Source organism: Streptomyces sp. NPDC005962 (assembly GCF_040629205.1).
Taxonomy (GTDB): domain Bacteria; phylum Actinomycetota; class Actinomycetes; order Streptomycetales; family Streptomycetaceae; genus Streptomyces.
This window is the reverse complement of sequence record NZ_JBEXVE010000005.1, coordinates 99,266-122,540: the sequence shown is the minus strand read 5'-3', so window position 1 is coordinate 122,540 and position 23,275 is coordinate 99,266. Positions and strand designations below refer to the sequence as shown.

General features: G+C 69.5%; 21 protein-coding genes and 2 tRNA genes. 10 read left to right on the top strand and 13 right to left on the bottom strand.

Annotated features, from left to right (window positions below; genetic code table 11):
• Positions 1 to 96: 96 nt before the first annotated feature.
• On the bottom strand, positions 97 to 1,260 hold the full coding sequence (locus ABZ370_RS10835; protein ID WP_358618985.1) for a response regulator: 1,164 nt from the start codon (positions 1,258 to 1,260) through the stop codon (positions 97 to 99).
• A gap of 271 nt (positions 1,261 to 1,531) precedes the next feature.
• Between ABZ370_RS10835 and ABZ370_RS10830 the strand changes: the two genes are divergently transcribed.
• On the top strand, positions 1,532 to 2,053 hold the full coding sequence (locus tag ABZ370_RS10830; protein WP_358618983.1) for a hypothetical protein: 522 nt from the start codon (positions 1,532 to 1,534) through the stop codon (positions 2,051 to 2,053).
• A complete protein-coding gene (locus ABZ370_RS10825) occupies positions 2,040 to 2,366 on the top strand; it encodes a transcriptional regulator (RefSeq protein WP_358618981.1) in 327 nt (108 codons plus the stop codon). The genes ABZ370_RS10830 and ABZ370_RS10825 overlap by 14 nt, the downstream gene beginning before the upstream one ends.
• A gap of 153 nt (positions 2,367 to 2,519) precedes the next feature.
• Here ABZ370_RS10825 and ABZ370_RS10820 read toward each other — a convergent pair.
• Positions 2,520 to 2,592, bottom strand: a tRNA-Ala gene (locus ABZ370_RS10820).
• A gap of 118 nt (positions 2,593 to 2,710) precedes the next feature.
• Between ABZ370_RS10820 and ABZ370_RS10815 the strand changes: the two genes are divergently transcribed.
• Positions 2,711 to 3,256, top strand: coding sequence for a DNA-binding protein (locus tag ABZ370_RS10815; RefSeq protein WP_358618980.1), 546 nt, complete (start codon positions 2,711 to 2,713; stop codon positions 3,254 to 3,256).
• A gap of 48 nt (positions 3,257 to 3,304) precedes the next feature.
• Positions 3,305 to 4,867, top strand: a complete 1,563-nt coding sequence (locus ABZ370_RS10810) for a serine/threonine-protein kinase (RefSeq protein WP_358618978.1) — start codon at positions 3,305 to 3,307, stop codon at positions 4,865 to 4,867.
• A 1-nt stretch (position 4,868) separates the two neighbouring features.
• On the opposite strand, the gene ABZ370_RS10805 is transcribed toward ABZ370_RS10810, so the two are convergent.
• The 11 genes from ABZ370_RS10805 to dnaA form a co-directional block, all read right to left on the bottom strand.
• Positions 4,869 to 6,320 (bottom strand): hypothetical protein, encoded by a 1,452-nt coding sequence (locus tag ABZ370_RS10805; RefSeq protein ID WP_358618976.1) that lies wholly within the window; start codon positions 6,318 to 6,320, stop codon positions 4,869 to 4,871.
• A gap of 94 nt (positions 6,321 to 6,414) precedes the next feature.
• The gene (locus tag ABZ370_RS10800; protein WP_003958712.1) at positions 6,415 to 6,549 is read right to left on the bottom strand and encodes a DLW-39 family protein; all 135 of its coding nucleotides are present in this window, start codon (positions 6,547 to 6,549) and stop codon (positions 6,415 to 6,417) included.
• Positions 6,550 to 6,727: 178 nt separating this feature from the next.
• Positions 6,728 to 6,801: transfer RNA gene (locus ABZ370_RS10795), tRNA-Ile, on the bottom strand.
• A gap of 71 nt (positions 6,802 to 6,872) precedes the next feature.
• Positions 6,873 to 7,727, bottom strand: a complete 855-nt coding sequence (locus tag ABZ370_RS10790; RefSeq protein WP_358618969.1) for a DUF3566 domain-containing protein — start codon at positions 7,725 to 7,727, stop codon at positions 6,873 to 6,875.
• Positions 7,728 to 7,730: 3 nt separating this feature from the next.
• Positions 7,731 to 10,343, bottom strand: a complete 2,613-nt coding sequence (gyrA, locus tag ABZ370_RS10785) for a DNA gyrase subunit A (RefSeq protein WP_358618968.1) — start codon at positions 10,341 to 10,343, stop codon at positions 7,731 to 7,733.
• Between the two features lie 44 nt (positions 10,344 to 10,387).
• Positions 10,388 to 12,418, bottom strand: coding sequence for a DNA topoisomerase (ATP-hydrolyzing) subunit B (gyrB, locus tag ABZ370_RS10780; protein ID WP_358618967.1), 2,031 nt, complete (start codon positions 12,416 to 12,418; stop codon positions 10,388 to 10,390).
• Positions 12,419 to 12,796: 378 nt separating this feature from the next.
• A complete protein-coding gene (locus tag ABZ370_RS10775) occupies positions 12,797 to 13,321 on the bottom strand; it encodes a DciA family protein (RefSeq protein WP_358618965.1) in 525 nt (174 codons plus the stop codon).
• Complete coding sequence (gene recF, locus ABZ370_RS10770) at positions 13,318 to 14,466, bottom strand: DNA replication/repair protein RecF (RefSeq protein WP_358618963.1); 1,149 nt, start codon at positions 14,464 to 14,466, stop codon at positions 13,318 to 13,320. The genes ABZ370_RS10775 and recF overlap by 4 nt, the downstream gene beginning before the upstream one ends.
• 50 nt (positions 14,467 to 14,516) lie before the next feature.
• Positions 14,517 to 15,395, bottom strand: coding sequence for a phosphogluconate dehydrogenase (NAD(+)-dependent, decarboxylating) (gene gnd, locus ABZ370_RS10765; RefSeq protein WP_358618961.1), 879 nt, complete (start codon positions 15,393 to 15,395; stop codon positions 14,517 to 14,519).
• 113 nt (positions 15,396 to 15,508) lie between these two features.
• Positions 15,509 to 16,639, bottom strand: a complete 1,131-nt coding sequence (dnaN, locus tag ABZ370_RS10760) for a DNA polymerase III subunit beta (RefSeq protein WP_358618959.1) — start codon at positions 16,637 to 16,639, stop codon at positions 15,509 to 15,511.
• 817 nt (positions 16,640 to 17,456) lie between these two features.
• On the bottom strand, positions 17,457 to 19,394 hold the full coding sequence (dnaA, locus tag ABZ370_RS10755; RefSeq protein WP_358618957.1) for a chromosomal replication initiator protein DnaA: 1,938 nt from the start codon (positions 19,392 to 19,394) through the stop codon (positions 17,457 to 17,459).
• A 433-nt stretch (positions 19,395 to 19,827) separates the two neighbouring features.
• Between dnaA and rpmH the strand changes: the two genes are divergently transcribed.
• From rpmH to rsmG, 6 genes are all read left to right on the top strand, one after another.
• The gene (gene rpmH, locus ABZ370_RS10750; RefSeq protein ID WP_006348049.1) at positions 19,828 to 19,965 is read left to right on the top strand and encodes a 50S ribosomal protein L34; all 138 of its coding nucleotides are present in this window, start codon (positions 19,828 to 19,830) and stop codon (positions 19,963 to 19,965) included.
• 24 nt (positions 19,966 to 19,989) lie between these two features.
• Positions 19,990 to 20,373 carry a ribonuclease P protein component gene (gene rnpA / locus ABZ370_RS10745; RefSeq protein WP_358618956.1) on the top strand — a complete coding sequence of 128 codons (384 nt, stop codon included), beginning with the start codon at positions 19,990 to 19,992 and terminating at the stop codon, positions 20,371 to 20,373.
• Entirely contained in the window at positions 20,370 to 20,687 is a 318-nt protein-coding gene (gene yidD, locus ABZ370_RS10740) for a membrane protein insertion efficiency factor YidD (protein ID WP_358618955.1), read from the top strand. The genes rnpA and yidD overlap by 4 nt, the downstream gene beginning before the upstream one ends.
• Before the next feature lie 3 nt (positions 20,688 to 20,690).
• On the top strand, positions 20,691 to 21,833 hold the full coding sequence (gene yidC, locus ABZ370_RS10735) for a membrane protein insertase YidC (RefSeq protein WP_358618953.1): 1,143 nt from the start codon (positions 20,691 to 20,693) through the stop codon (positions 21,831 to 21,833).
• Between the two features lie 15 nt (positions 21,834 to 21,848).
• Complete coding sequence (locus ABZ370_RS10730; RefSeq protein ID WP_358618951.1) at positions 21,849 to 22,358, top strand: R3H domain-containing nucleic acid-binding protein; 510 nt, start codon at positions 21,849 to 21,851, stop codon at positions 22,356 to 22,358.
• A gap of 117 nt (positions 22,359 to 22,475) precedes the next feature.
• On the top strand, positions 22,476 to 23,189 hold the full coding sequence (rsmG, locus tag ABZ370_RS10725; RefSeq protein ID WP_358618950.1) for a 16S rRNA (guanine(527)-N(7))-methyltransferase RsmG: 714 nt from the start codon (positions 22,476 to 22,478) through the stop codon (positions 23,187 to 23,189).
• The last annotated feature ends 86 nt before the right edge of the window (positions 23,190 to 23,275 follow it).

Here is a 23,275-nt window from a genome sequence, read left to right as displayed (position 1 = left end):
GTCGCATTGGACGGCCGCCGGGCATGAACGGGCCGGGGGGCGGAAGACCGCGGGGCAGGACCGCGGGGTCTTCCCGCCCCCCGGCCCGTTCTCCGGCTACTGCTCCTTGGCCTCCCGTTCCTTGGCCTCCCGTTCGCTGTAGCGGCGCCGCTCCAGGAAGAGTTCGGTGAAGACGGAGACCTTGGCCCGCAGCGCCCAGGGGTCGATCGGCTTGGCCATGTAGTCCACCGCCCCCGCCGCGTAACCGCGCGAGGTGTGCTCCGGATCGGCGCCCATCGCCGTGAGGAAAATGATCGGCACGTCCCGGTTGCGCAGGCGCCGCTTGATGTGGGCGGCCGTCTCGTAGCCGTCCATCTCGGGCATCTGCACATCGAGCAGGATCACCGCGAAGTCGTCGTGGTCCAGCAGCGCCTTCAGCGCCTCCTGCCCGGAGGCGGCGGTCACCAGCTCCTGGTCGAGGGTGGCCAGCACCGCTTCCATGGCCAGCAGGTTGTTCGGCTGGTCGTCGACCACGAGGATCTTGGGCCGCGGCCCGGCGCACGGCTCCGGCACGGCCGGGCCCGCCGGAACGCCGGGCTCCTCGTCCTGCGGCGGGACCGCCGCCACCCGCTGTGACTCCACCATGGCCAGCTGCCGCTCCAGCATCTGGCAGCGGTCCTCCGCCAGCCGCCCCCGCTGCCGCACGTCCTCCAGTTCCTCGGTGAGCCGGCGCACCTCCTGCCGCAGCCGGTCCCGCTCCTTCACCAGCTCCTGGTGATCCGGAAAGGCCGCCTCCAAGGCGTCGGCGCGGGCCCGCTCCGCCACCCACGCCGCCTCGGTGAGGCTCAGCCGCACCTCCAGGTCCGCGATCTGGTGCCGGAGGCCCAGCAGCGCCTCGCCCAGCACGTCCTCCGTCGCGCTGGAGCGCCTCGCCTCCCGGTCGGCGTCGGCCAGCTGGATCTGCAGGATCTCCAGCGCGTGCCCGGGCGAACCGCTGGTGCGCACCGCGGCCCGGTGCCGCTCCCGCACCACCTCGATGGCGGCCGGGGTGGCCGCGGAACCCCGGCACTCCGCGAGATCCGCCAGCAGATCGAGCACGAACTCCCACGGCGGGACTCTCGTCCCGCTCAGATAGCGCGAGATCGTGCTGGGGTCCCGGAATCTGCGTGCCGCGTACCGGCGCACCGAGACCCCCAGCCCGTCGAACAGCTTCCTCAGCTCCACGGCGAACGCCCGGCACTCCTCGGGCAGGTTCTCTCCCAGCGGGTGCAGCTCACCCATTGTGTCCCCCTGTGCGGCGACTCGCGCCGATCAGACGACTCCCGGACGGCTTGCCCGAGTTGTGAGACAGCGTGGGGCATCGGGGAGGTGTTGCGCGGCCCAACGCCGGGAGCGGCAACACCGCTTCGGTGACAGCTCGAACGGCCCGTCGACTCTTCATCGCCCCCAGGACACGACTGTCCCACTGGTTGACGACTCCCACCCAGAGAAGTAGTTTCCTCATAGGAAACGTATTCCGGTGAAGCATGTTCGAGCTCCAGGAGGTACCCCCATGTCCGACCGTTCGGCCTCGGCCGACGAGGCCACCCGCGCACTCCGGGACATCGAGCAGCGCCGCGGTCAGGCCCAGGCGTCGGCGCAGGAGTCCCGTTGGGTCAGCGTCGTGTTCGGTGTCGCGCTCTTCGCCGAACTGGCGGCGCCCGACTTCTTCGCGGAGGGCGTGCGCACCGGGATCTCCTGGGTGGTCACCGCGCTCATCGTGGCGTACACGGTCATGCTGCGGACCCCTCGCGGCGGCGCCCTGCTGGGCCGCCCCACCCATGTACGCAAACGCGAACTCCCCTCGCGTTTCGTGGTGTCGGCCCAGCTGGCGATCGTCGCCGTGGTGCTGCTCGGCTTCGTCGGCTCCCGCCTCCTGGACGGCGAGCTGTTCCCGTACGCGGGGACGGTCATGGGCGCGGTGATCGGCGCCACCCTGATCATCTTCGGCCGCGGCCTGCAGCGGACCCTGAACTCCCTCGCGGTGCGCGGCCACGGCACCGGTCTGGACAATACGGCCCATGAATCCCGCTGAGTTCGACACCGCCCTGCTCGACCCGACACGGCTGTCGATCGTGTCGCTGCTGGCAGGCGTGAACTGGGCCGAGTTCGGCTGGGTGCGCGAGACGGTGGGGCTGTCCGCCTCCGCCCTCTCCAAACAGGTCAGCACCCTCGAAGCCCGCGGCTACGTCGAGGTCAAGAAGGGCTACGTGGGCAAGCGCCCCCGTACATGGATCAATCTCAGCCGGACCGGACGGGACGCCCTCGAAGGGCATGTGGCGGCGCTGCGCCGGGTTGTCGAGGAATCCCAGCGCGCCGCGGCCCGGCACGAGGAGCAGACGCCCTAACCGGTGCCCGGCGGCCGCTCACTGACGGCCACGCTCAACGAATCACCCACGCGTGAACAACTTCTGCAGTTCTCGCGGGGGACATGTGAAGACATCCACACAAAAAAGCTCTCCTGGCCTGCGTTTTTGCAGGTCAGGAGAGCTCTCATAGAGTGGAGCCTAGGAGAGTCGAACTCCTGACATCCGCCATGCAAAGACGGCGCTCTACCAACTGAGCTAAGGCCCCTTCGCCGATCAGGATACCCGGTACCGGCGGCCTTTCCCGACCGGGTATCGCTCGCGGGTAGCGCTCTCCGTAGGATGCCACGCAAGATTCGCGGCAGCGAAGCGAAGGGGAGAGCGAGATGGACGCAACACAGCAGGATGCCACCGCGCGCGCACGAGAGCTGCAGCGCAGTTGGTACGGGGAACCGCTGGGGGCGCTCTTTCGCCGTCTCATCGACGATCTCGGCCTCAACCAGGCGCGCCTGGCCGCCATCCTCGGGCTCTCGGCACCCATGCTGTCCCAGCTCATGAGCGGCCAGCGCGCCAAGATCGGCAATCCGGCGGTGGTCCAGCGGGTACAGGCGCTCCAGGAACTCTCCAGTCAGGCCGCCGACGGCCGGGTGAGCGCCGCCGAGGCGGCGGAGCGCATGGAAGAGATCAAGAAGACCGCCGGCGGGTCGGTGCTCAACTCCACCCAGACCGCCGCCAGCACAGGGGCCCCGACCGTACGGCGCGTGGTGCGCGAAATCCAGTCGCTGCTGCGGTCCGTGGCCGCCGCCGGGGACATCATCGATGCGGCGGATTCCCTCGCCCCCACCCATCCCGAGCTGGCAGAGTTCCTCCGTGTGTACGGCGCCGGGCGGACCGCCGAGGCGGTCGCGCACTACGAGGCGCACCAGAGCTGACGGACTGATGGACTGCTGACGAGTCGATGACGGGGCGGGCACGGCGCGATGGGTGAGATCTTCGCGGGCCGGTACGAACTGGTGGACCCGATCGGGCGCGGGGGCGTGGGCGCCGTGTGGCGGGTCTGGGACCATCGCCGCCGCCGGTACGTCGCGGCGAAGGTGCTTCAGCAGCGCGACGCGCATACGCTGCTGCGCTTCGTCCGGGAACAGGCCCTGCGGATCGACCACCCCCATGTACTGGCCCCGGCGAGCTGGGCGGCGGACGACGACAAGGTCCTGTTCACCATGGACCTGGTGGCCGGTGGCTCGTTCGCACACCTCATCGGCGACTACGGCCCACTGCCGCCCCGCTATGTGTGCGCCCTGCTGGACCAGTTGCTCTCCGGGCTGGCCGCGGTCCACGCGGAGGGCGTGGTCCACCGGGACGTCAAGCCCGCGAACATCCTGCTGGAGTCCACCGGAACGAATCGGCCCCATGTCCGGCTGGGCGACTTCGGCATCGCGCTCACCAAAGGCGAGCCCCGCCTCACCGAGGCCAACTACGTGATGGGCACGCCCGGTTACTTCGCGCCCGAGCAGATGATGGGCGAAGAACCGGACTTCCCCGCCGACCTGTTCGCGGTCGGCCTGGTGGCGCTGTATCTGCTCCGCGGGCACAAGCCCGACGGGGAAGCGATCGTGAAGCTGTTCAGCGAGCACGGCGTGCCGCACGCCCCCGAAGGCATACCCGAGCCGTTGTGGCAGGTGATAGGCGGGCTGCTGCAGCCGGACCCCGAGGACCGGTTCCGGTCCGCCACGGGGGCGCGCAAGGCGCTCGTGTCGGCGTTCGAGATGCTGCCCGAGGGGGATCTCGACGACGAGGTGATCGAGGTCTTCGACCATCTCGGACCGCTGCCGACCGGATTCGGCCCGAACGGCCCGGCCCGCCCGGGCCGCCGTCATGCGAAGGCCGACCCTCCCGGGGACAGCGCGACGGTGCCGCGCCGCTCGCCGCCCGCCGCCGGGCCGTCCGCCGAGCATCCCGCTGCCGAGTCGCCCGCCGCCGAGCAGCCCGCCCAGCCGTCGATGTCGGACACCGGCAGCTTCACCCTCCCGCCGCCGCAGCCGCGGACGCCGCACCCGCAGACCGCACGCCCCCAGCCCCAGCCCCAGCCCCAGCAGCCGCACACGCCATCCCCGCGGATATCGCCTCCCCCGGCGCCGCCCCGGCAACCGCCGACCCCGCACACTCCGGCACCGCACTCCCAGACCCCGCCCCCTCAGCCCCCGCAGCAGCCGCCGACCCCGTCGACCTCGGCGCCGCTCCCGCGGCCGCCCCAGCCGCCCGTGTACCAGCCACAGGGCCCACAGCCCGGACAGCCGGGCCCATCGCCCCAGCCCGCGCACCCGCATACGCCTGCCCCCACTCCCACGCCCATACCGGCCGCCGCGCCCCTGCCGGCGCCGCGTGATTACCCCCTCACCCGTGCATACACCACTCGACGGCCCCACGTTCCCGCCCCCGCGGCGCGACGGCGGGGGCCGTCCCGGAAAACGACGGTCTCGATCCTGGTCGTCGCGGCGCTGTGCTTCGCCGTGGGGGCGTGGGCCCTGCTCGCCGCGGGCTGAACTACCAGGCGGGCGGCGGCCCGTACCGGTGCTGTCCGGTCGCAGGCTCCGCCGTTTCCGGACCTTCCCGCACACCGTCCGCCGCGGCGCGGCGCCGGGCGGTCACGATCCATACGCCCAGCCCGATCAGCAGGAGCGAGCCCGTCCCGAAGCTCGTGTAGGCCACCGTCTGGAGCGTGGCGCGATGCTCGGTGCCCGGGCCGCCCATGGGGTCGGGCTGGAGCGGCGAGGCCGCCTTGCGGGCCTCCCGCTTCTCGGCGTCGGTGAGTCCGAAGCCCGCCTTGACCGCGTTCCCGTCATAGGCCGGGCCGCCGTGCGTCCGCCCCGCGACGCGTACCCGCAACGTCACCGGAACGGTTCGGTCCAAGTGGGGTTCCACATTCGGCGGGTTGAGCGTGACCGCCAGGTAGTACCCGCCGGTGAGACTCATGGCGCGCACCGAATAGTCGGCCTTCGCGTACCGGTTCCCGTACGCCGCCGGGGCGGTGCCGACCTCGGTCTGCGGCCGCTCGCCGTCCTGGGCCAGGGCGGTGCCCCGCTTCGCCAGTCCCCGCGCCGGGTTGTAGGCGCGCATGGCCACCGCCTGGCCGAGCAGACGGGTGCTCTTGTCCGCTCCGTCGGCGGGGAGTTCGGCGATGGCGGATATCTGCTGTCCCCAGTCGACCGGCACCCGGTAGAAGTGCGTCTCCCCCGGCTCGAAGTCGTCCTGCCACACCCCTGTGGACACCAGCGGCGCGTCGGAGAAGCCCCGCCCGCCCTGCCGCGGCCTGGCGCCGCCGGACGGCGGCTGGGGCGGCTTGGCGTGCCAACTGCCCTCCGGAGCCTGTTCGGTGGAGCCGCCCTTCACCGGCGGCTCCACCATCAGCCGCAGCTCCAGCGGCCAGCTGTCGGGGTCCGCGGAGCCTGCCTGGCGCTCCACGGTGACCAGATACCGGCCCGCCGCGCGGCAGGACGCCACCGAGCCCGAGCCGGTCTGACGGGTGACGTAGTCGGCGAGGGGATAGGCGACCCCCTTCGTCTCGATCCGCCGGGGGACGGTGTCACAGATGCCGCCCGCGGGGTTCTTCAGCGTCACCGTGACGCCGTCGCGGTACGAGACGACGCCCGCGCCCGGCCGGGGCGCGGCGACCGCCGAGACGTAGGCGGCGGACTTCGCGTCGAGATCTACTCCGTAGAACCGCTTCTCGCCGGGCCCCAGGCTGTCCGCGTACGTCCGGCCGGGTCTCAGGGACGGGGCGCCCGAGCCACTCCCGGAGCCCTGCACCGGAGTGCCCTGCACTCTGTACTCCCGGGCCCCCGCGGCGCTGTCGGCGGCCGCGAGCGGGATCTGCACCGCCATCGTCGCCACGGCGCACAGCGCCCCCGCCGCGGTGAGACCGGCCCTGTGCCTGCTGCGGTGCTCCATCGCGTCCCCCTCGTCGTCCCGGTCGTCATACCCGGTCGACCAGCACATCACATTTACTTATGCAAGCAATTTATTCGCGATAGTAAAGACGAGGACCCCGACCGCTGCAGCGATCGGGGTCCTCATAACGGGACTGTGGGGGTCACACACCCGAACCTGCGGGCACGGAGTCGGTCGCCTCCGTCCACAGATCCTGCTCGGCGCGATCCGCCTGGATCTGGCGGTACACGAGGAGCCCGCCGATGGCGGCCAGTGCGACCAGGAGAAGCTTCTTCACCGCGCTACCTCGTCTCTTTCTTGACGTAGGGGACCTCTGGCGCCCGATGATACACACCGACCGATACCGTTCGGTGACCTATGCGGGGCATCGGCGGGCGGTATCCGGTCATCAACTCCCCGGGCACCCAAATGAATCAGCCTGGACGGAGAATCTCCGTCCAGGCTGTTCGTGCCGGTGGGGCTAACAGGACTTGAACCTGTGGCCTCTTCCTTATCAGGGAAGCGCTCTAACCGTCTGAGCTATAGCCCCGCGCTGCACCGAAAGATTAGCGCACCACCTGCCCAGTCCCAAAATCGGTAACGGCGCCCGTCCCCGTCCGGCTATTCGTCCTCGGCGAGCGTCAGCTCCACGCCGCCCACGAAGCCCGCCGACAGGTTGTAGATGAACGCGCCCAGCGTGGCCAGCGCGGTCGCCAGCACCACGTTGATCACGGCTATCACCGAGGTGAACGTCAGGACGCGGGGAAGCGACAGGAACGACTGCAGATCGAAGCCGCTGCCCTGCTGCCCCTCCGTCGCCTCGCTGAGCGTCCCGCCCACCGCGCTGAAGACGCCCATGGCGTCCATGACCATCCACAGCACCGACGCCGCGACCACCGTGCAGATCCCGAGCGCGATCGCGAGCAGGAAGCTGACCTTCATGACCGACCACGGGTCGAGCTTGGCCACCCGCAGCCGCGCCTTGCGCGTACGCGGCGCCGGGCGCGCGGCAGGGGCGCCCGCACCGGTGCCCGGACGACGCGCCGCCGCCCCGTGGGGCTGCTGCCCCCCGTGGGGCTGCTGACCCGGCACGGCGGGCTGCGCCTGCGTACCGGCTCCGCGCCCGGCCGTGGCCGCCGCGCCCGCCGCGCCGCCGCCGGGCGGCGGTGCGTAGGCCTGCGGCGGGTGGTACGGCCGCTCGGGCTGCGGCTGGGCGGCCCGCTCACTGGGCAGCGGGCTCGACGTGTGCCGCTCGGACCGCGGTTCGGGCTGGGGGTCCGACGCGGGCACGGGACGCAGCTTCCGGGTGTCCGTCACCGTGCCCCCGTGGGAGTCGTCGGCTTCCGGCTGGGAGCCGGAGGCGGGACCACGGGCGTCTTTCGCGGCGGACGCGCCGCCCGCGGAGGACGGGGTTTTCGACCCCGGACGCCCCTCGGCTCCCGTGCCGCCACCCGCTCCGCCCGTGGCTCCACTCACGACTTACTCCTCGGTCGTCTCATCGGCCGGGGACGGCGTGCCCCCGACCGCCTCGGACGCGGCCTCCTCGGCTGCCTCGATCGCGGTCTCGATGACGTCCTCGACCTCTTCAGCCTCACGACCGGCCTCGGCGTTCCGGGCGATGCCGACGACGGCATCGCGCTTGCCCAGGTTGATCAGTTGGACGCCCATGGTGTCACGGCCCGTCTCCCTGACCTCGCTGACCCGTGTACGAATCACACCGCCCCCGAGCGTGATGGCGAGGATCTCGTCGCTCTCCTCGACCACCAGCGCTCCGACCAGCGAACCCCGGTCCTCCACGATCTTGGCGGCCTTGATTCCGAGGCCGCCGCGACCCTGGACGCGGTACTCGTCGACGTTCGAACGCTTCGCGTACCCACCGTCGGTGGCGGTGAACACGAACGTACCGGGCCGGACGACATTCATCGAGAGCAGCTCATCGTCCTCGCGGAAGCTCATGCCCTTCACGCCCGAGGTCGCGCGCCCCATCGGCCGCAGCGAATCGTCGGTCGCCGTGAACCGGATCGACTGCGCCTTCCTGCTGATCAGCAGCAGATCGTCCTCGGCGGAGACCGGCTCGGCGCCGATCAGTTCGTCCTCGCGGCCGTCGTCCATCTCCCGGAGATTGATCGCGATCACACCGCCGGAACGCGGCGAATCGTAATCCTTCAGTGGCGTCTTCTTCACCAGACCCGACTTGGTGGCCAGCACCAGGTACGGCACCGCCTCGTAGTCCCGGATCGCCAGAATCCGGGCGATCTGCTCATCCGGCTGGAACGCCAGCAGATTCGCGACGTGCTGGCCGCGCGCCTCCCGGCCCGCGTCCGGGAGTTCATAGGCCTTGGCCCGGTAGACCCGGCCCTTGTTGGTGAAGAACAGCAGCCAGTGGTGGGTGGTCGAGACGAAGAAGTGGTCGACGATGTCGTCCTGCTTCAGCTTCGTCCCGCGCACGCCCTTGCCGCCGCGCTTCTGCGAGCGGTAGTCCTCGGTCTTGGTGCGCTTCAGATAGCCGCCGCGGGTGATCGTGACGACGATGTCCTCCTCGGCGATCAGGTCCTCGATGGACATGTCGCCGTCGAAGGGGACCAGCTTGGAGCGCCGGTCGTCGCCGAACTTCTCGACGAGCGCGGTCAGCTCCTCGCTGATGATCTGCCGCTGCCGCTCGGGCGAGGCGAGGATCGCGTTGTACTCATTGATCTTCGACTGCAGCTCGTCGTGCTCCTGGACGATCTTCTGACGCTCCAGGGCGGCCAGTCGCCGCAGCTGCATCTCCAGGATCGCGTTCGCCTGGATCTCGTCGATCTCCAGCAGCCCCATCAGGCCGCCGCGCGCGGTGTCGACCGTGTCGCTGCGCCGGATCAGCGCGATGACCTCGTCGATCGCGTCCAGCGCCTTGAGCAGACCGCGCAGGATGTGCGCCCGCTCCTCGGCCTTGCGCAGCCGGTAGCGGGTCCGGCGGACGATGACCTCGACCTGGTGGGTGACCCAGTTGCGGATGAACGCGTCCAGCGACAGGGTCCGCGGCACACCGTCGACCAGCGCCAGCATGTTGGCGCCGAAATTCGTCTGCAGATCGGTGTGCTTGTAGAGGTTGTTGAGGACGACCTTGGCGACCGAGTCCCGCTTGAGCACGATGACCAGGCGCTGGCCGGTGCGCGACGAGGTCTCGTCGCGGACGTCCGCGATGCCGCCGATCCTGCCGTCCTTCACCAGGTCGGCGATCTTCTGCGCCAGGTTGTCCGGGTTGGTCTGGTACGGCAGCTCGGTGACCACCAGGCACTGCCGGCCCTGGATCTCCTCGACCTCGACGACCGCGCGCATCGTGATCGAGCCACGGCCGGTGCGGTACGCCTCCTCGATTCCCTTGCGGCCCACGACCAGCGCGCCGGTCGGGAAGTCGGGGCCCTTGATCCGGTCGATCAGGGCTTCGAGCAGCTCCTCCGAGCTGGCCTCCGGGTTCGCCAGGAACCACTGGGCACCCTCGGCGACCTCGCGCAGATTGTGCGGCGGGATGTTGGTGGCCATGCCCACCGCGATGCCCGCCGAGCCGTTGACCAGCAGGTTCGGGAAGCGGGCCGGCAGGACCGTCGGCTCCTGGTTACGGCCGTCGTAGTTGTCCTGGAAGTCGACGGTCTCCTCGTCGATGTCCCGGAGCATCTCCATGGCCAGCGGGGCCATCTTGCACTCGGTGTACCGCATGGCCGCCGCGGGGTCGTTGCCCGGGGAGCCGAAGTTGCCGTTGGAGTCGACCAGCGGCATGCGCATGGACCACGACTGGGCCAGCCGCACGAGGGCGTCGTAGATCGACGAGTCACCGTGCGGGTGGTACGTGCCCATCACGTCGCCGACGACGCGGGCGCACTTGTAGAAGCCCTTCTCAGGGCGGTAGCCGCCGTCGTACATCGCGTACAGCACACGCCGGTGCACCGGCTTGAGGCCGTCCCGGACGTCGGGCAGCGCACGGCTCACGATGACGCTCATCGCGTAGTCGAGGTACGAGCGCTGCATCTCGGTCTCGAGGCCGACCGGCTCGATGCGCATGGCGGCGCCGTCGGCGAGTTCGTCGGGGGTGGTGGGGTTGTTCTCGTCGGCCATTGCTGGTCAAGTCCTTCTGTCGTCTGCGGCTGCGGGTGGCCGACTCAGATGTCGAGGAAGCGGACATCCTTGGCGTTGCGCTGGATGAACGAACGCCGGGCCTCGACGTCCTCGCCCATCAGGACCGAGAACAGGTCGTCGGCCTGCGCCGCGTCGTCCAGCGTGACCTGGCCGAGGACCCGGCTTTCGAGGTCCATGGTGGTCACGCGCAGCTCCTCGGCGTTCATCTCGCCCAGACCCTTGAAGCGCTGCACCGAGTCGTCCTTGATGCGCTTGCCCTGCTCGCGGCCGGCCTGGATCAGGGCGTCCCGCTCCCGGTCCGAGTACGCGTACTCGAAGTCGTCCCGGCCCCACTTGATCTTGTAGAGCGGGGGGCGGGAGAGGAAGACGTGCCCGGCCTCGACGAGCGGACGCATGAAGCGGAAGAGGAACGTCAGCAGCAGGGTGTTGATGTGCTGACCGTCGACGTCGGCGTCCGCCATCAAGATGATCTTGTGATAGCGGAGCTTGGCGATGTCGAAGTCCTCGTGCACACCGGTGCCGAAGGCCGAGATCAGCGCCTGGACCTCATTGTTCTGGAGGATCTTGTCGACCCGGGCCTTCTCGACGTTGAGGATCTTGCCTCGGATCGGAAGGATCGCCTGGTACTGCGGGTCACGGCCGGACTTGGCCGAGCCGCCGGCGGAGTCACCCTCGACGATGAAGATCTCGCACTTCGACGGGTCGTTGGACTGGCAGTCGCTCAGCTTGCCCGGCAGCGACGCGGTCTCCAGGAGCCCCTTGCGGCGGGTCAGATCGCGCGCCTTGCGGGCCGCCACCCGGGCCGTCGCCGCCTGAATCCCCTTGCGGATGATGTCCGCCGCCTCGTTGGGGTTCCGGTCAAGCCAGTCGGTCAGGTGCTCGTTGACGATCTTCTGGACGAAGGTCTTCGCCTCGGTGTTGCCCAGCTTCGTCTTCGTCTGGCCCTCGAACTGCGGCTCACCCAGCTTGACCGAGATGATCGCGGTCAGACCCTCGCGGATGTCCTCACCGGTGAGGTTGTCGTCCTTCTCGCGGAGCAGCTTCTTGTCGCGCGCGTACTTGTTGATCAGGTACGTCAGCGCGGCCCGGAAGCCCTCCTCGTGCGTACCGCCCTCATGGGTGTGGATGGTGTTCGCGAAGCTGTAGACACCCTCGGAGTACTGGGTGTTCCACTGCATCGCGATCTCGAGGGAGAGCAGCCGCTCCTTGTCCTCGGCCTCGAAGCCGATCACCGTGGGGTGAACCAGCTCGCCCTTGCGGGAGTTGAGGTACGTGACGAAGTCGACGATGCCGCCCTCGTAGTGGTACTTCACGGAGAGCGGATTGCCCTCCTCGTCCACGTGGGCCTCGCGCTCGTCCCGCAGCGAGATCGACAGCCCCTTGTTCAGGAACGCCATCTCCTGGAAGCGCCGGGACAGCGTCTCGAACGAGTACTCGGTGGTCTCGAAGATGTCCCCGTCGGCCCAGAAGGTGACCGTCGTGCCGGTCTCCTCCGTGGCCTCGTTCCTGGCCAGGGGCGCCGTCGGCACGCCGGTCTTGTAGTCCTGGGTCCAGCGGTGGCCGTCACACTTGACCTCGACCGAGACCTTCGACGACAGGGCGTTGACGACGGAGACGCCGACACCGTGCAGACCGCCGGAGACGGCGTAGCCGCCGCCGCCGAACTTGCCGCCCGCGTGCAGGACGGTCATCACGACCTCCACGGCCGGCTTCCCCTCCGAGGGGACGATGCCCACCGGGATACCGCGGCCGTTGTCGATGACGCGGACGCCGCCGTCGGGGAGGATCGTCACGTCGATGGTGTCCGCGTGACCGGCCATGGCCTCGTCGACGGAGTTGTCGACGACTTCCTGGACGAGGTGGTGCAGGCCGCGCTCACCGGTGGAACCGATGTACATACCGGGTCGCTTGCGGACCGCGTCCAGCCCCTCCAGGACGGTGATCGCACTGGCGTCGTACGACGGCGGAGCCAGGGCCTCGCCGCCGGGGGTGGACGTGATGTTTTCGATGGGGTTGCCGGAATCGGCCACGAAGCGCCCTTTCTGGCACAGCACATGCCGTCTCCGGGCAGGCAGGAGCGGCTGCGTCGTTCAACATGTGTCCGCAAGCGCTCGGTGCGCCGGCGGCGACGGTGTACTCGCTCAGTCTACCGGTAGCGCCGACAAGAATGGGGGCTTGCTGGCGCCTGAGTCCGCATGTGCCGCCCTGAACCGGTCGGCAGCGACTCCCCATATGCGGGGACGGGCTCCAGGAGGCTCACACCGCCACTCAGCGCTTCGAGCTGTCAACCACCGGCTACCGTGACCGGGGTCTCAGCCGTCACCCTGTGCTCAGGCGTCCATACAGGCCTTGGGACGGGTCCTGACAGGTCCCGTGCGCGGGTCCGGACCGGCCCGTCGGGGGCGCATCCGTACGGACTCCGGGCGCCAGGTTCAGCCGTAGGTGTCACCCGGGCCGGTGCTGCCGGGGGCGCGCAGCGAACCGTAGCGCCGGGGCGGCCCGCCCGGGCCCAGCACCTTGATCAACCGCACCGTGCCCTGCCCGAGATCGGCGTTGAGCCGGGCCACCAGCTGCGGTGCGAGCAGCCGCAGCTGGGTCGCCCACGCCGTGGAGTCGCAGCGCACGGTCAGCACCCGGGCGTCCTCGTCGTACCGCTGCGGCTCACAGTGCTGGGCGACCTCCGGGCCGACCATCTGGGGCCAGCGGCCCATCACCCCGCCGACCGCCGCCGGGGCCTCCCAGCCCCGCTCGGTGATCAGCCGGTTGATCGCCGCACCGAGCGGAAGCGGATCACGTCCATCGGCGCGCGCGCCGGAGCGCAAGCCCCCTCGGCGCGCCTGCTTCTTCTGCTGGGCGGCCGCGCCGCGGGCCCGCGCCTGCTCCTTGGCGGCGCGCAGCGCGACGCGCGCCAGATCGACGCCCGAGGGCTCGGGGGTCTTCGGGGGCTGGTCCGTCATACCCGCCGCACCTCCCCGTCGGCCACCGCGTAGCGCACGCCCGCCAGCACCTCCGGAACGTCCTCCTCCACGGCCGCGGTGACCAGCACCTGCTCACCGGGGGCGACCAGCTCGGCCAGCCGCTCCCGGCGCCGGCTGTCCAGCTCGGCGAAGACGTCGTCGAGCAGCAGCACCGGTTCGGCGCCCTCCGCGCGCAGCAGGTCGTACGAGGCCAGACGCAGCGCCAGGGCGTACGACCAGGACTCGCCGTGGCTCGCGTAGCCCTTGGCCGGGAGCCGCCCGAGCTTGAGGACGAGGTCGTCCCGGTGCGGTCCCACCAGCGTGACGCCGCGCTCGATCTCCTGTTTGCGCGCGTCGGCCAGGGCGGCCATCAGCCGCTCGTACAGCTCCTCGCGGCCGCCGGCCGCGGTCAGGTCCTCACCGGCCGAACCGCGGTACTCCAGCAGGACCGGGCCGCCGCCCGGGGCCAGTCGCTCGTACGCCTTGTCGGCGAGCGGCTGCAGCACACCGATCAGGTCGAAGCGCTGGGCGAGCAGCTCGGCGCCGGTGCGGGCCAGGTGCTGGTCCCAGACGTCGAGGGTGGACAGCGCCGCGTCGCCACTGCTTCCGCCGCTGCCGCGCCCGTGCCGCCGGGCCAACGCGGCGGTCTTCAGCAGGCTGTTGCGCTGCTTGAGGACCCGGTCGTAGTCCGAGCGGACTCCGGCCATGCGCGGCGCACGGGCGGTGATCAGCTCGTCGAGGAAGCGGCGGCGCTCACCGGGGTCGCCCTTGACCAGGGCCAGATCCTCGGGGGCGAACAGCACCGTGCGCAGGATGCCGAGCACATCCCGCGGCTTGACCTGCGAGGACCGGTTGACGCGGGCGCGGTTGGCCCTGCCGGGGTTGAGCTCCAGCTCGACCAGCTGCTGCCGGTCTCCCTGGGTGACCGAGGCCCGGACGACCGCCCGCTCGGCGCCCATGCGCACCAACGGGGCGTCCGAGGAGACGCGGTGACTGCCGAGGGTGGCGAGATAGCCGACGGCCTCGACCAGATTGGTCTTGCCCTGGCCGTTGGGCCCGACGAAGGCGGTGACGCCCGGGCCGAGGGCGACCTCGGCCCGCGTGTACGAGCGGAAGTCGGCGAGCGACAGATGCGTGACGTGCATAGTGGGCTGCGCCGACCTCCCCCGGCAGTACTACACCCTTGAGGTGCTGGTTACTTGGTGTTCTCGACCGCGTGACCGCCGAACTGATTGCGCAGCGCGGCGACCATCTTCATCTGCGGGGAGTCGTCCTGGCGCGAGGCGAAGCGGGCGAACAGGGACGCCGTGATCGCGGGCAGCGGCACCGCGTTGTCGATCGCGGCTTCCACGGTCCAGCGGCCCTCGCCCGAGTCCTCGGCGTATCCGCGCAGCCGGGTGAGGTGCTCGTCGTCGTCCAGGGCGCGGACGGCCAGGTCCAGCAGCCAGGAACGGATGACGGTGCCCTCCTGCCAGGAACGGAACACCTCGCGGACGTCGGTGACCGAGTCCACGGCCTCCAGCAGCTCCCAGCCCTCGGCGTACGCCTGCATCATCGCGTACTCGATGCCGTTGTGGACCATCTTGGCGAAGTGGCCCGCCCCGACCTTGCCCGCGTGGACGGCGCCGACGTCGCCCTCGGGCTTGAGCGCGTCGAAGACCGGCTGGACCTTGGCGACGTGCTCGGCCGCGCCGCCGTACATCAGCGCGTAGCCGTTCTCCAGGCCCCAGACCCCGCCGGAGACGCCGCAGTCGACAAAGCCGATGCCCTTGGCCTTGAGCTCCTCGGCGTGCTTCTCGTCGTCCGTCCAGCGGGAGTTGCCGCCGTCCACGACGACGTCACCGGGCGACAGAAGTTCGGCCAGCTCGTCGATGGTCGTCTGGGTGGCCACACCGGCCGGAACCATGATCCACACCACTCGCGGGCCCTTGAGGCTGCTCACCAGCTCGCCGAGGCTGTGAACATCGGCGACGTCCGGGTTCCGGTCGTATCCGATGACGGTGTGGCCTGCGCGGCGAATGCGCTCGCGCATGTTGCCGCCCATCTTGCCGAGGCCGACGAGACCGAGGTCCATCAATGATCCTTATGCCGTAGTCAGTGCGGTTCGTACCCGGGGACCGAGCCTACGCCCGCGGGTGTCCGCACAGATGTGGGCTACTCCCGCTCATTCGCTCGATTCGCGGATGCTCAGCCGCTCAGCCGCACCGGCATGATCAGGTACTTGTACGCCTCGTCCGCCTCGGCGTCCATGGCGGGCTTGCCACTGAGGAGGGCGGGCTTCGTCGACGTGGTGAACGACAGCTGGGCGACCGGCGAGTCGATCGCGCTGAGCCCGTCGAGCAGGAACGTCGGGTTGAAGGCGATGGAGATGTCGTCGCCGTCGAGCTGGGCGTCGACCCGCTCCACAGCCTGTGCGTCGTCGCTGGAACCGGCCTCCAGGATCAGCACGCCCTGCTCGAAGCTGAGCCGCACCGGCGTGTTCCGCTCGGCGACCAGGGCCACACGCTTGACGGCCTCCACGAAGGGGGCGGTCTCGATCACCGCGACGGAGTTGAACTCGGTCGGGAAGAGCGTGCGGTACTTCGGCAGGTCACCCTCGAGCAGCCGGGTGGTGGTACGGCGCCCGGCGCCCTCGAAGCCGATCAGCCCCTCGCCCGCACCCGAGCCGGACAGCGCCAGGGCGACCGTGTCGCCGCTGGTCAGCGACTTGGCGGTGTCGAGCAGCGTCTTGGCGGGGACCAGCGCGACGGCGGAGATGTCCGGCGTCTCCGGCTTCCACAGGAACTCGCGGACGGCGAACCGGTAGCGGTCGGTGGAGGCCAGCGTGACGGTGTCGCCCTCGATCTCGATGCGCACACCGGTGAGCACCGGCAGGGTGTCGTCCCGGCCGGCGGCGATGGCGACCTGGGCGGCAGCGGAGGCGAAGACCTCACCGGGGACGGTGCCGGTGGCGGTCGGCATCTGCGGCAGAGCGGGGTATTCCTCCACAGGCAGTGTGTGGAGGGTGAAGCGCGACGAGCCGCAGACGACGGTCACGCGCACACCGTCGCTGGAGATCTCCACAGGGCGATTGGGGAGAGCGCGGCAGATGTCGGCGAGAAGGCGGCCGGAGACCAGGACCGTGCCGTCGTCCTCCACGTCGGCCTCGACGGAGACGCGGGCCGAGACCTCGTAGTCGAAGCCGGAGAGGCTGAGAGCGCCTTCCTCCGCCTTCAGCAGGATGCCCGCGAGGACGGGCACCGGCGGACGGGCCGGGAGGCTGCGGGCCGTCCAGGCCACTGCCTCCGCGAGTACATCGCGCTCCACCCGGATCTTCACCGGTAACCGCCTCCTGCTGTTGCTGGCTCGCCCTGCTGGCCTTCGTCGTCGGCTGATGTGCCGGAGACCAGTCTGACGCACGTCGCTGACAGTCGGCGCGGCTCGGGGTCAAGTCGGTGCGAGACGTGTCGGGCGGCCCGGCCCGAAGTTGTGCACAGGCCCCACTTCGAAGCGATTTCCCTGCTCTAACTCTGTGGTCGTAGTAGTAGGGCCTGTGGAAACCGTGGAAAACTGACTTTGCCCAGGTCAGAGCAGCTTTTTTGTCCACCGGTCCTGTGGGCGACACCCGTGGACAACTCGCCGTTTCTGTGGACGCCGGAAAGTTCTGCACACGCGATGCACAGGAGAGGCCCGGTTCTCCCCAGCGGCGTCCCCAGGTTTACCCACGTTCCCCACAGCCCAACCCGGCTCCTTGGTGTGACGCCTTTCACTCGGTCCGGTGAGGGTGGCCATTTCGTTGCCGAACAGTGGACAGGCGTGTGGAAAGGCTGTGGGCAACCCGCCTCTGCCTGTGGGCGGCCGGTGGACAACTCGAAGCACGGCCTGTGGGCCATCCCTTCATCCACAGCCTGTGGACTTCGGTTTGCCACAATTCCACAACCGGCTGACCTCGACTGATCCCATCCTGCACCCCAAGCCTGTGGACGGTTTCTGGACAACGGAGAAGTCCCCAAGGTGTGGACGGCGCATTCGCTGTGGATCTGTGGAGAACTGCCTTGTCAGAGCATGGAATCGAACAGCCGGGGCGGCCGAACGACGAAGGGCGCCCCGGGAGTTGTCCGTCCCGGAGCGCCCTTCAGGGGGTTCTGCGGCCCGCTCAGCCGTTCTTGATGCGGTTGGTCAGCTCGGTGACCTGGTTGTAGATGGAGCGCCGCTCGGCCATCAGCGCCCGGATCTTGCGGTCCGCGTGCATCACCGTCGTATGGTCCCGGCCGCCGAACTGCGCACCGATCTTGGGCAGGGAGAGGTCGGTCAGCTCACGGCACAGGTACATCGCGATCTGCCGCGCCGTGACCAGTACCCGGCTGCGGGAGGCGCCGCACAGGTCGTCCACCGTGTGCCCGAAGTAGTCGGCCGTCGCGCCCATGATCGCGGTGGCGGTGATCTCCGGGGCCGCGTCCTCGCCGCCGGGGATCAGATCCTTGAGGACGATCTCGGTGAGGCCGAGGTCCACCGGCTGCCGGTTCAGGCTCGCGAAGGCCGTGACCCGGATCAGCGCGCCCTCCAGCTCCCGGATGTTGCGGGAGATACGGGAGGCGATGAACTCCAGCACCTCCGGCGGCGCGTTCAGCTGCTCCTGCACCGCCTTCTTACGGAGGATCGCGATACGCGTCTCCAGCTCCGGCGGCTGCACATCGGTGATCAGGCCCCACTCGAAGCGGTTGCGGAGCCGGTCCTCCAGCGTGACCAGCTGCTTGGGCGGCCGGTCGGAGGAGAGCACGATCTGCTTGTTGGCGTTGTGGAGCGTATTGAAGGTGTGGAAGAACTCCTCCTGCGTCGACTCCTTGCTCGCCAGGAACTGGATGTCGTCGACCAGCAGGATGTCCATGTCGCGGTAGCGCCTGCGGAACGCGTCCGCCTTGCCGTCGCGGATGGAGTTGATGAACTCGTTGGTGAACTCCTCGGAGCTCACGTAGCGCACCCGGGTACCGGGATAGAGGCTGCGGGCGTAGTGCCCGATGGCGTGCAGCAGATGGGTCTTGCCGAGCCCGGACTCCCCGTAGATGAAGAGCGGGTTGTACGCCTTGGCCGGAGCCTCGGCGACCGCGACCGCCGCGGCGTGCGCGAAGCGGTTCGAGGCACCGATGACGAAGGTGTCGAAGAGGTACTTGGGATTCAGCCGGGCGGTCGGCTCACCGGGGCCGGACGCGGGCGCGGGCTGCGCGGCGAGCGGGCCGGGGGCGCCGGTCTGCGAGGGCAGGACGGGCGGTCCGCCGCGGCCGCGCTCCAGCGGGTCGGGAAGATCGTGGCGCTGCTGCGCGTACGGCGAACGCTCCGGCGCGCCATGACCGCCACCGTGGGAGCCGTGGCCGCCCTGGCCTCCGGGGCCGTGACCGCCCGGGCCGGGGCGGTCCGCGCCGGGGCCCCGGTAGTCGCCGCGCGGCTGCTGGTCGTACGGCTGCTGGTCGTAGCCGGACGAGGGGCGCTGTGAGGCATACGGATCGGCCTCGGGGAAACCGCCGAGCCGGGGCTGCTGCCAGCCGTAGTCGTCATGGGGCCGCTGCCAGGCGGCGGGCTCGGGGCGCGGCTGCTGATAGCCGGGGTACGCGGGGCGTACGGTCGGCAGCTCGTCGGGCGCCTGGCGGCCGTAGCCGTCGCGGCTCTCGTAGCTCTCGTATTCGTTGCGGCCGTCGCGGCCGTCACGGCTCTCGTAGCCCTCGCGACCATCGCGGCGGCTCTCGAATCCGTCCCGGCTGTCCCGGTTGTCGCGCGGCTGCTGCTGAGGCTGCTGCGGGACGATCGGCTCACCGGCCGACTCGTCGACGGTGATCGCGATGCGGATCGGGCGGCCGCACTCCCGGCTCAGCGTTTCGCTGACGATCGGGGCCAGCCTGCCTTCCAGCACGCCCTTGGCGAATTCATTGGGGACGGCGAGCAGGGCGGTGTCGGCGACGAGTGCGAGGGGCTGGCACCGTTGAATCCAGTGCTCGTCCTTGGCCTCGACGCCCTGCCCTCCCTGACCCGTGCCTTCTCCCAGAAGCCGCTCCAGCACGCGTGGCCACACTGCGGCAAGATCGGCAGGTACGTCAGCCACAGGGCACGCTCTCTCACTCGCTGGGTGTGGGACGCCGACAGGTCCCACGAAAGGTGGTTCTCGGGACGGGTGGGAAGAATCGGAGCCCGGCCACGGTAGTCAGGCCGGGGTTCCGGGTTCAAGTCGTTGTCCACAGGGTGTGTACAAATGTGCCATGTGATGTCGCCGGTCGTTCCCTTGCCCCCGCGAGCGGATTGTCCGGGGCGTCGTCCGGGCCGTCTGTCGGTTTGACCGGATGGCGTAACCGCGCGTACCGTAACCAGGTCGAGTTGTCGATGGCTGCTGCCGCCTGCCTCCGATGGGCAAGGGTCACGGACTTCATGATCCGTGATCGTGAAGCGGTGCACTCGGGCGTATTGCGAGCTACTCGTGGGCGCACGGTGACAGCCAGGCGATGTACCGCCACTACCCGATTCATTTCTGGAGCCCCCGAGTGAGCAAGCGCACCTTCCAGCCGAACAACCGCCGCCGCGCCAAGACCCATGGCTTCCGGCTGCGTATGCGTACCCGTGCCGGCCGCGCGATTCTTGCGTCCCGCCGCAGCAAGGGTCGCGCCAGCCTGTCGGCCTGAGCAGCCTGACTCAAGGTCCATGACGTGCTGCCTACCGAGCATCGGCTGAGGCGGCGCGAGGACTTCGCCGCCGCGGTACGCCGAGGACGCAGGGCTGGTCGCCCACTCCTCGTCGTGCACTTCCGCAGCGGCCTCACCAGCAAAGACACGGACCCGCACGCACCTGGGGAGAGTGCTCCCCTGGCGCGTGCGGGTTTCGTCGTCAGCAAGGCGGTCGGCGGTGCCGTCGTCCGCAACCTTGTGAAGCGCAGACTGCGCCATCTCATGCGGGACCGTCTCGATCATTTTCCCGCAGGTAGCCTTGTGGTCGTACGGGCCCTGCCCGGTGCGGGTGAGGCGGGTCACGACCAGCTGGCCCGCGACCTCGACACCGCAGTGCAGCGGCTACTGGGAGGGGTGCCGCGATGAAGTACCCGCTGCTGTGGTTGATCAAGCTGTACCAGTGGACCATCAGCCCGATGTTGGGTCCGGTCTGCAGGTACTACCCGTCGTGCTCGCACTATGGCTACACGGCCATTGACCGGCACGGCGCGGTGAAAGGAACGGCGCTGACGGCGTGGCGCATCCTGCGCTGCAACCCGTGGTCGCCCGGTGGCGTCGACCATGTGCCGCCCCGGAAGTATCCGGTGTGGCACCAGCGGCTGCGGAACCGCTTCGGCGGGCACTCCGCTGTGGAGCCTGCCGCACAGCCCGAGACCCAGCCCAACGCCCAAGGAGCCTGATTCGTGGACACGATCCTCGGTCCTCTTTATGACGTAGTTTCCTGGATCATCGTCCAGTTCCACTCGTTCTACAGCCTCATTTTTGACCGGAACAGTGGCTGGGCGTGGGGTCTGTCCATCGTTTCGCTGGTGGTGCTGATCCGCATCTGCCTGATCCCGCTCTTCGTGAAGCAGATCAAGTCGACGCGGAACATGCAGGCGCTCCAGCCGAAGATGAAGGCGATCCAGGAGCGCTACAAGAGCGACAAGCAGCGCCAGTCCGAAGAGATGATGAAGCTGTACAAGGAGACGGGCACCAACCCGCTCTCCAGCTGCTTGCCCATCCTTGCGCAGTCGCCGTTCTTCATCTCGCTGTACCAGGTCCTCAACCACATCGCGAACAACAAGACGGTCGGCGTCATCGACCAGTCGCTGCTGGACAGCGCCCGTAACGCGCACATCTTCGGCGCTCCCCTGTCCGTGAAGTTCCTGGACTCCGCCTCGAAGGTCGAGTCCCTCGGGGCCTCGCTGACGGACGTCCGGGTCGTGACGATCACCATGATCGTGCTGATGTCGGCGTCGCAGTTCTTCACCCAGCGCCAGCTGATGACCAAGAACGTCGACCTCACGGTGAAGACGCCGTTCATGCAGCAGCAGAAGATGCTGATGTACGTCTTCCCGGTCATGTTCGCTGTCTTCGGCATCAACTTCCCTGTCGGTGTCCTCGTCTACTGGCTGACCACCAACGTGTGGACACTCGGCCAGCAGATGTTCGTCATCCGCCGTAACCCGACCCCGGGCAGCGTCGCCTTCAAGGCGCGCCAGGAGCGGCTGCGGGCTCAGGGCAAGCTGAAGGAAGAGCCGGCCGAGGTCGCCGCCAAGGAGGCCGCCGAGACGGCCCGTGCCAACCGCCAGCAGCCCAAGCGGCAGACCAAGTCGAAGCGCACCACCGCGGGCGGCCACGGCCACAGCAAGGCGACGGCGCAGTCGGACTCCGAGGCGACGAACCTGACCAAGTCCGACCAGGAGCAGACGCAGCAGAGCGCGGCGGAGAAGAAGGGCTCGCAGGGCGGCAAGCCGGCCGGCGGCTCGGCCTCCGGCTCCCGGAACACGAAGTCCGGGCAGCGCAAGGGCCAGCAGCGTCCCACGCACCCGTCCAAGAAGTAACGAAGGAGTCCATCCGTGACGGAAGGCACCACCCCCGCCGCCGAGGGTGTCGACACCCTTTCCCGCCTCGAACAGGAAGGGGAGATCGCGGCCGACTACCTCGAAGGTCTGCTGGACATCGCGGACCTCGACGGTGACATCGACATGGACGTCGAGGCTGACCGCGCAGCGGTGTCGATCATCAGCGAATCGACCGGCCGTGACCTGCAGAAGCTGGTCGGTCACGACGGCGAGGTGCTGGAGGCCCTTCAGGAGCTGACCCGGCTCGCGGTGCACCGGGAGACCGGCGACCGGAGCCGTCTGATGCTCGACATCGCCGGATACCGGGCCCGTAAGCGCGCCGAGCTGACCGAGCTGGGCACCAAGGCAGCGGAAGACGCGAAGGGCACCGGCGAGCCGGTGAAGCTCAAGGCGATGACGCCCTTCGAGCGCAAGGTGGTGCACGACGCGGTGGCCGCCGCCGGACTGCAGAGCGAGTCCGAGGGCGAGGAGCCCCAGCGCTGTGTGGTCGTCCTCCCGGCCTGACCAGGCCCGGCCTCATGGTCTACCCGGCCCCGTCTGTGCGCAGACGGGGCCGAATGTTGTCAGCCTTACATCAGCATCAGCGTTCAGCAGAGTGCTCGGTACGGAAGGACGGTCCCCGTGACGGAAGCAGCGGAGCTCCCCCCGGCGCCCGAGGAGGCTCGGGATGTATTCGGTGAGCGCTTCCCGGAGGTTGTTCGGTACGGCGAGCTGCTGGCCGATGTGGGCGTGACTCGCGGGCTGATCGGCCCGCGCGAGGTGCCGCGGCTGTGGGAGCGGCATCTGCTGAACTGCGCCGTGCTCTCCGAGGTGGTGCCCGAGGGGGTCACCGTCTGCGATGTGGGCTCGGGTGCCGGCCTCCCCGGCATTCCGCTGGCCCTGACCCGCCCGGATCTGCGGATCACGCTGCTGGAGCCGCTGCTGCGCCGTACGAACTTCCTCCGGGAAGTGGTCGAGCTGCTGGGACTGGACCATGTCACGGTCGTGCGCGGCCGGGCCGAAGAGGTCCTGGGGAAGCTCCCCCCGGTGCATGTGGTCACGGCTCGGGCGGTGGCCCCGCTGGACCGGCTGGCCGGCTGGGGGGTTCCGTTGCTGCGGCCGTACGGAGAGATGCTGCTACTGAAGGGCGACACGGCCGAGGAGGAGCTGAAGCACGCCCGGGCGGCGCTGGGCAAGCTCGGTGTGGTGGACACCTCGGTGCTGCATGTCGGCGAGGGCGTCGTGGACCCGCTGGCCACCGTGGTGCGGGTCGAGGTCGGGGAGAGCCCCGGCGGTGTGCGGTTCGCCGCGAAACGCGCCAAGGCCGCCCGCAAGGCGCCACGGCGTCGCCCCTGACCCCGCTGACGTAGGCCGACCGGTCTCACAGGGTGCTCCATACAAGCTGCCTAAACTACGCATACCGGAGTGTCGCGACAGATTGA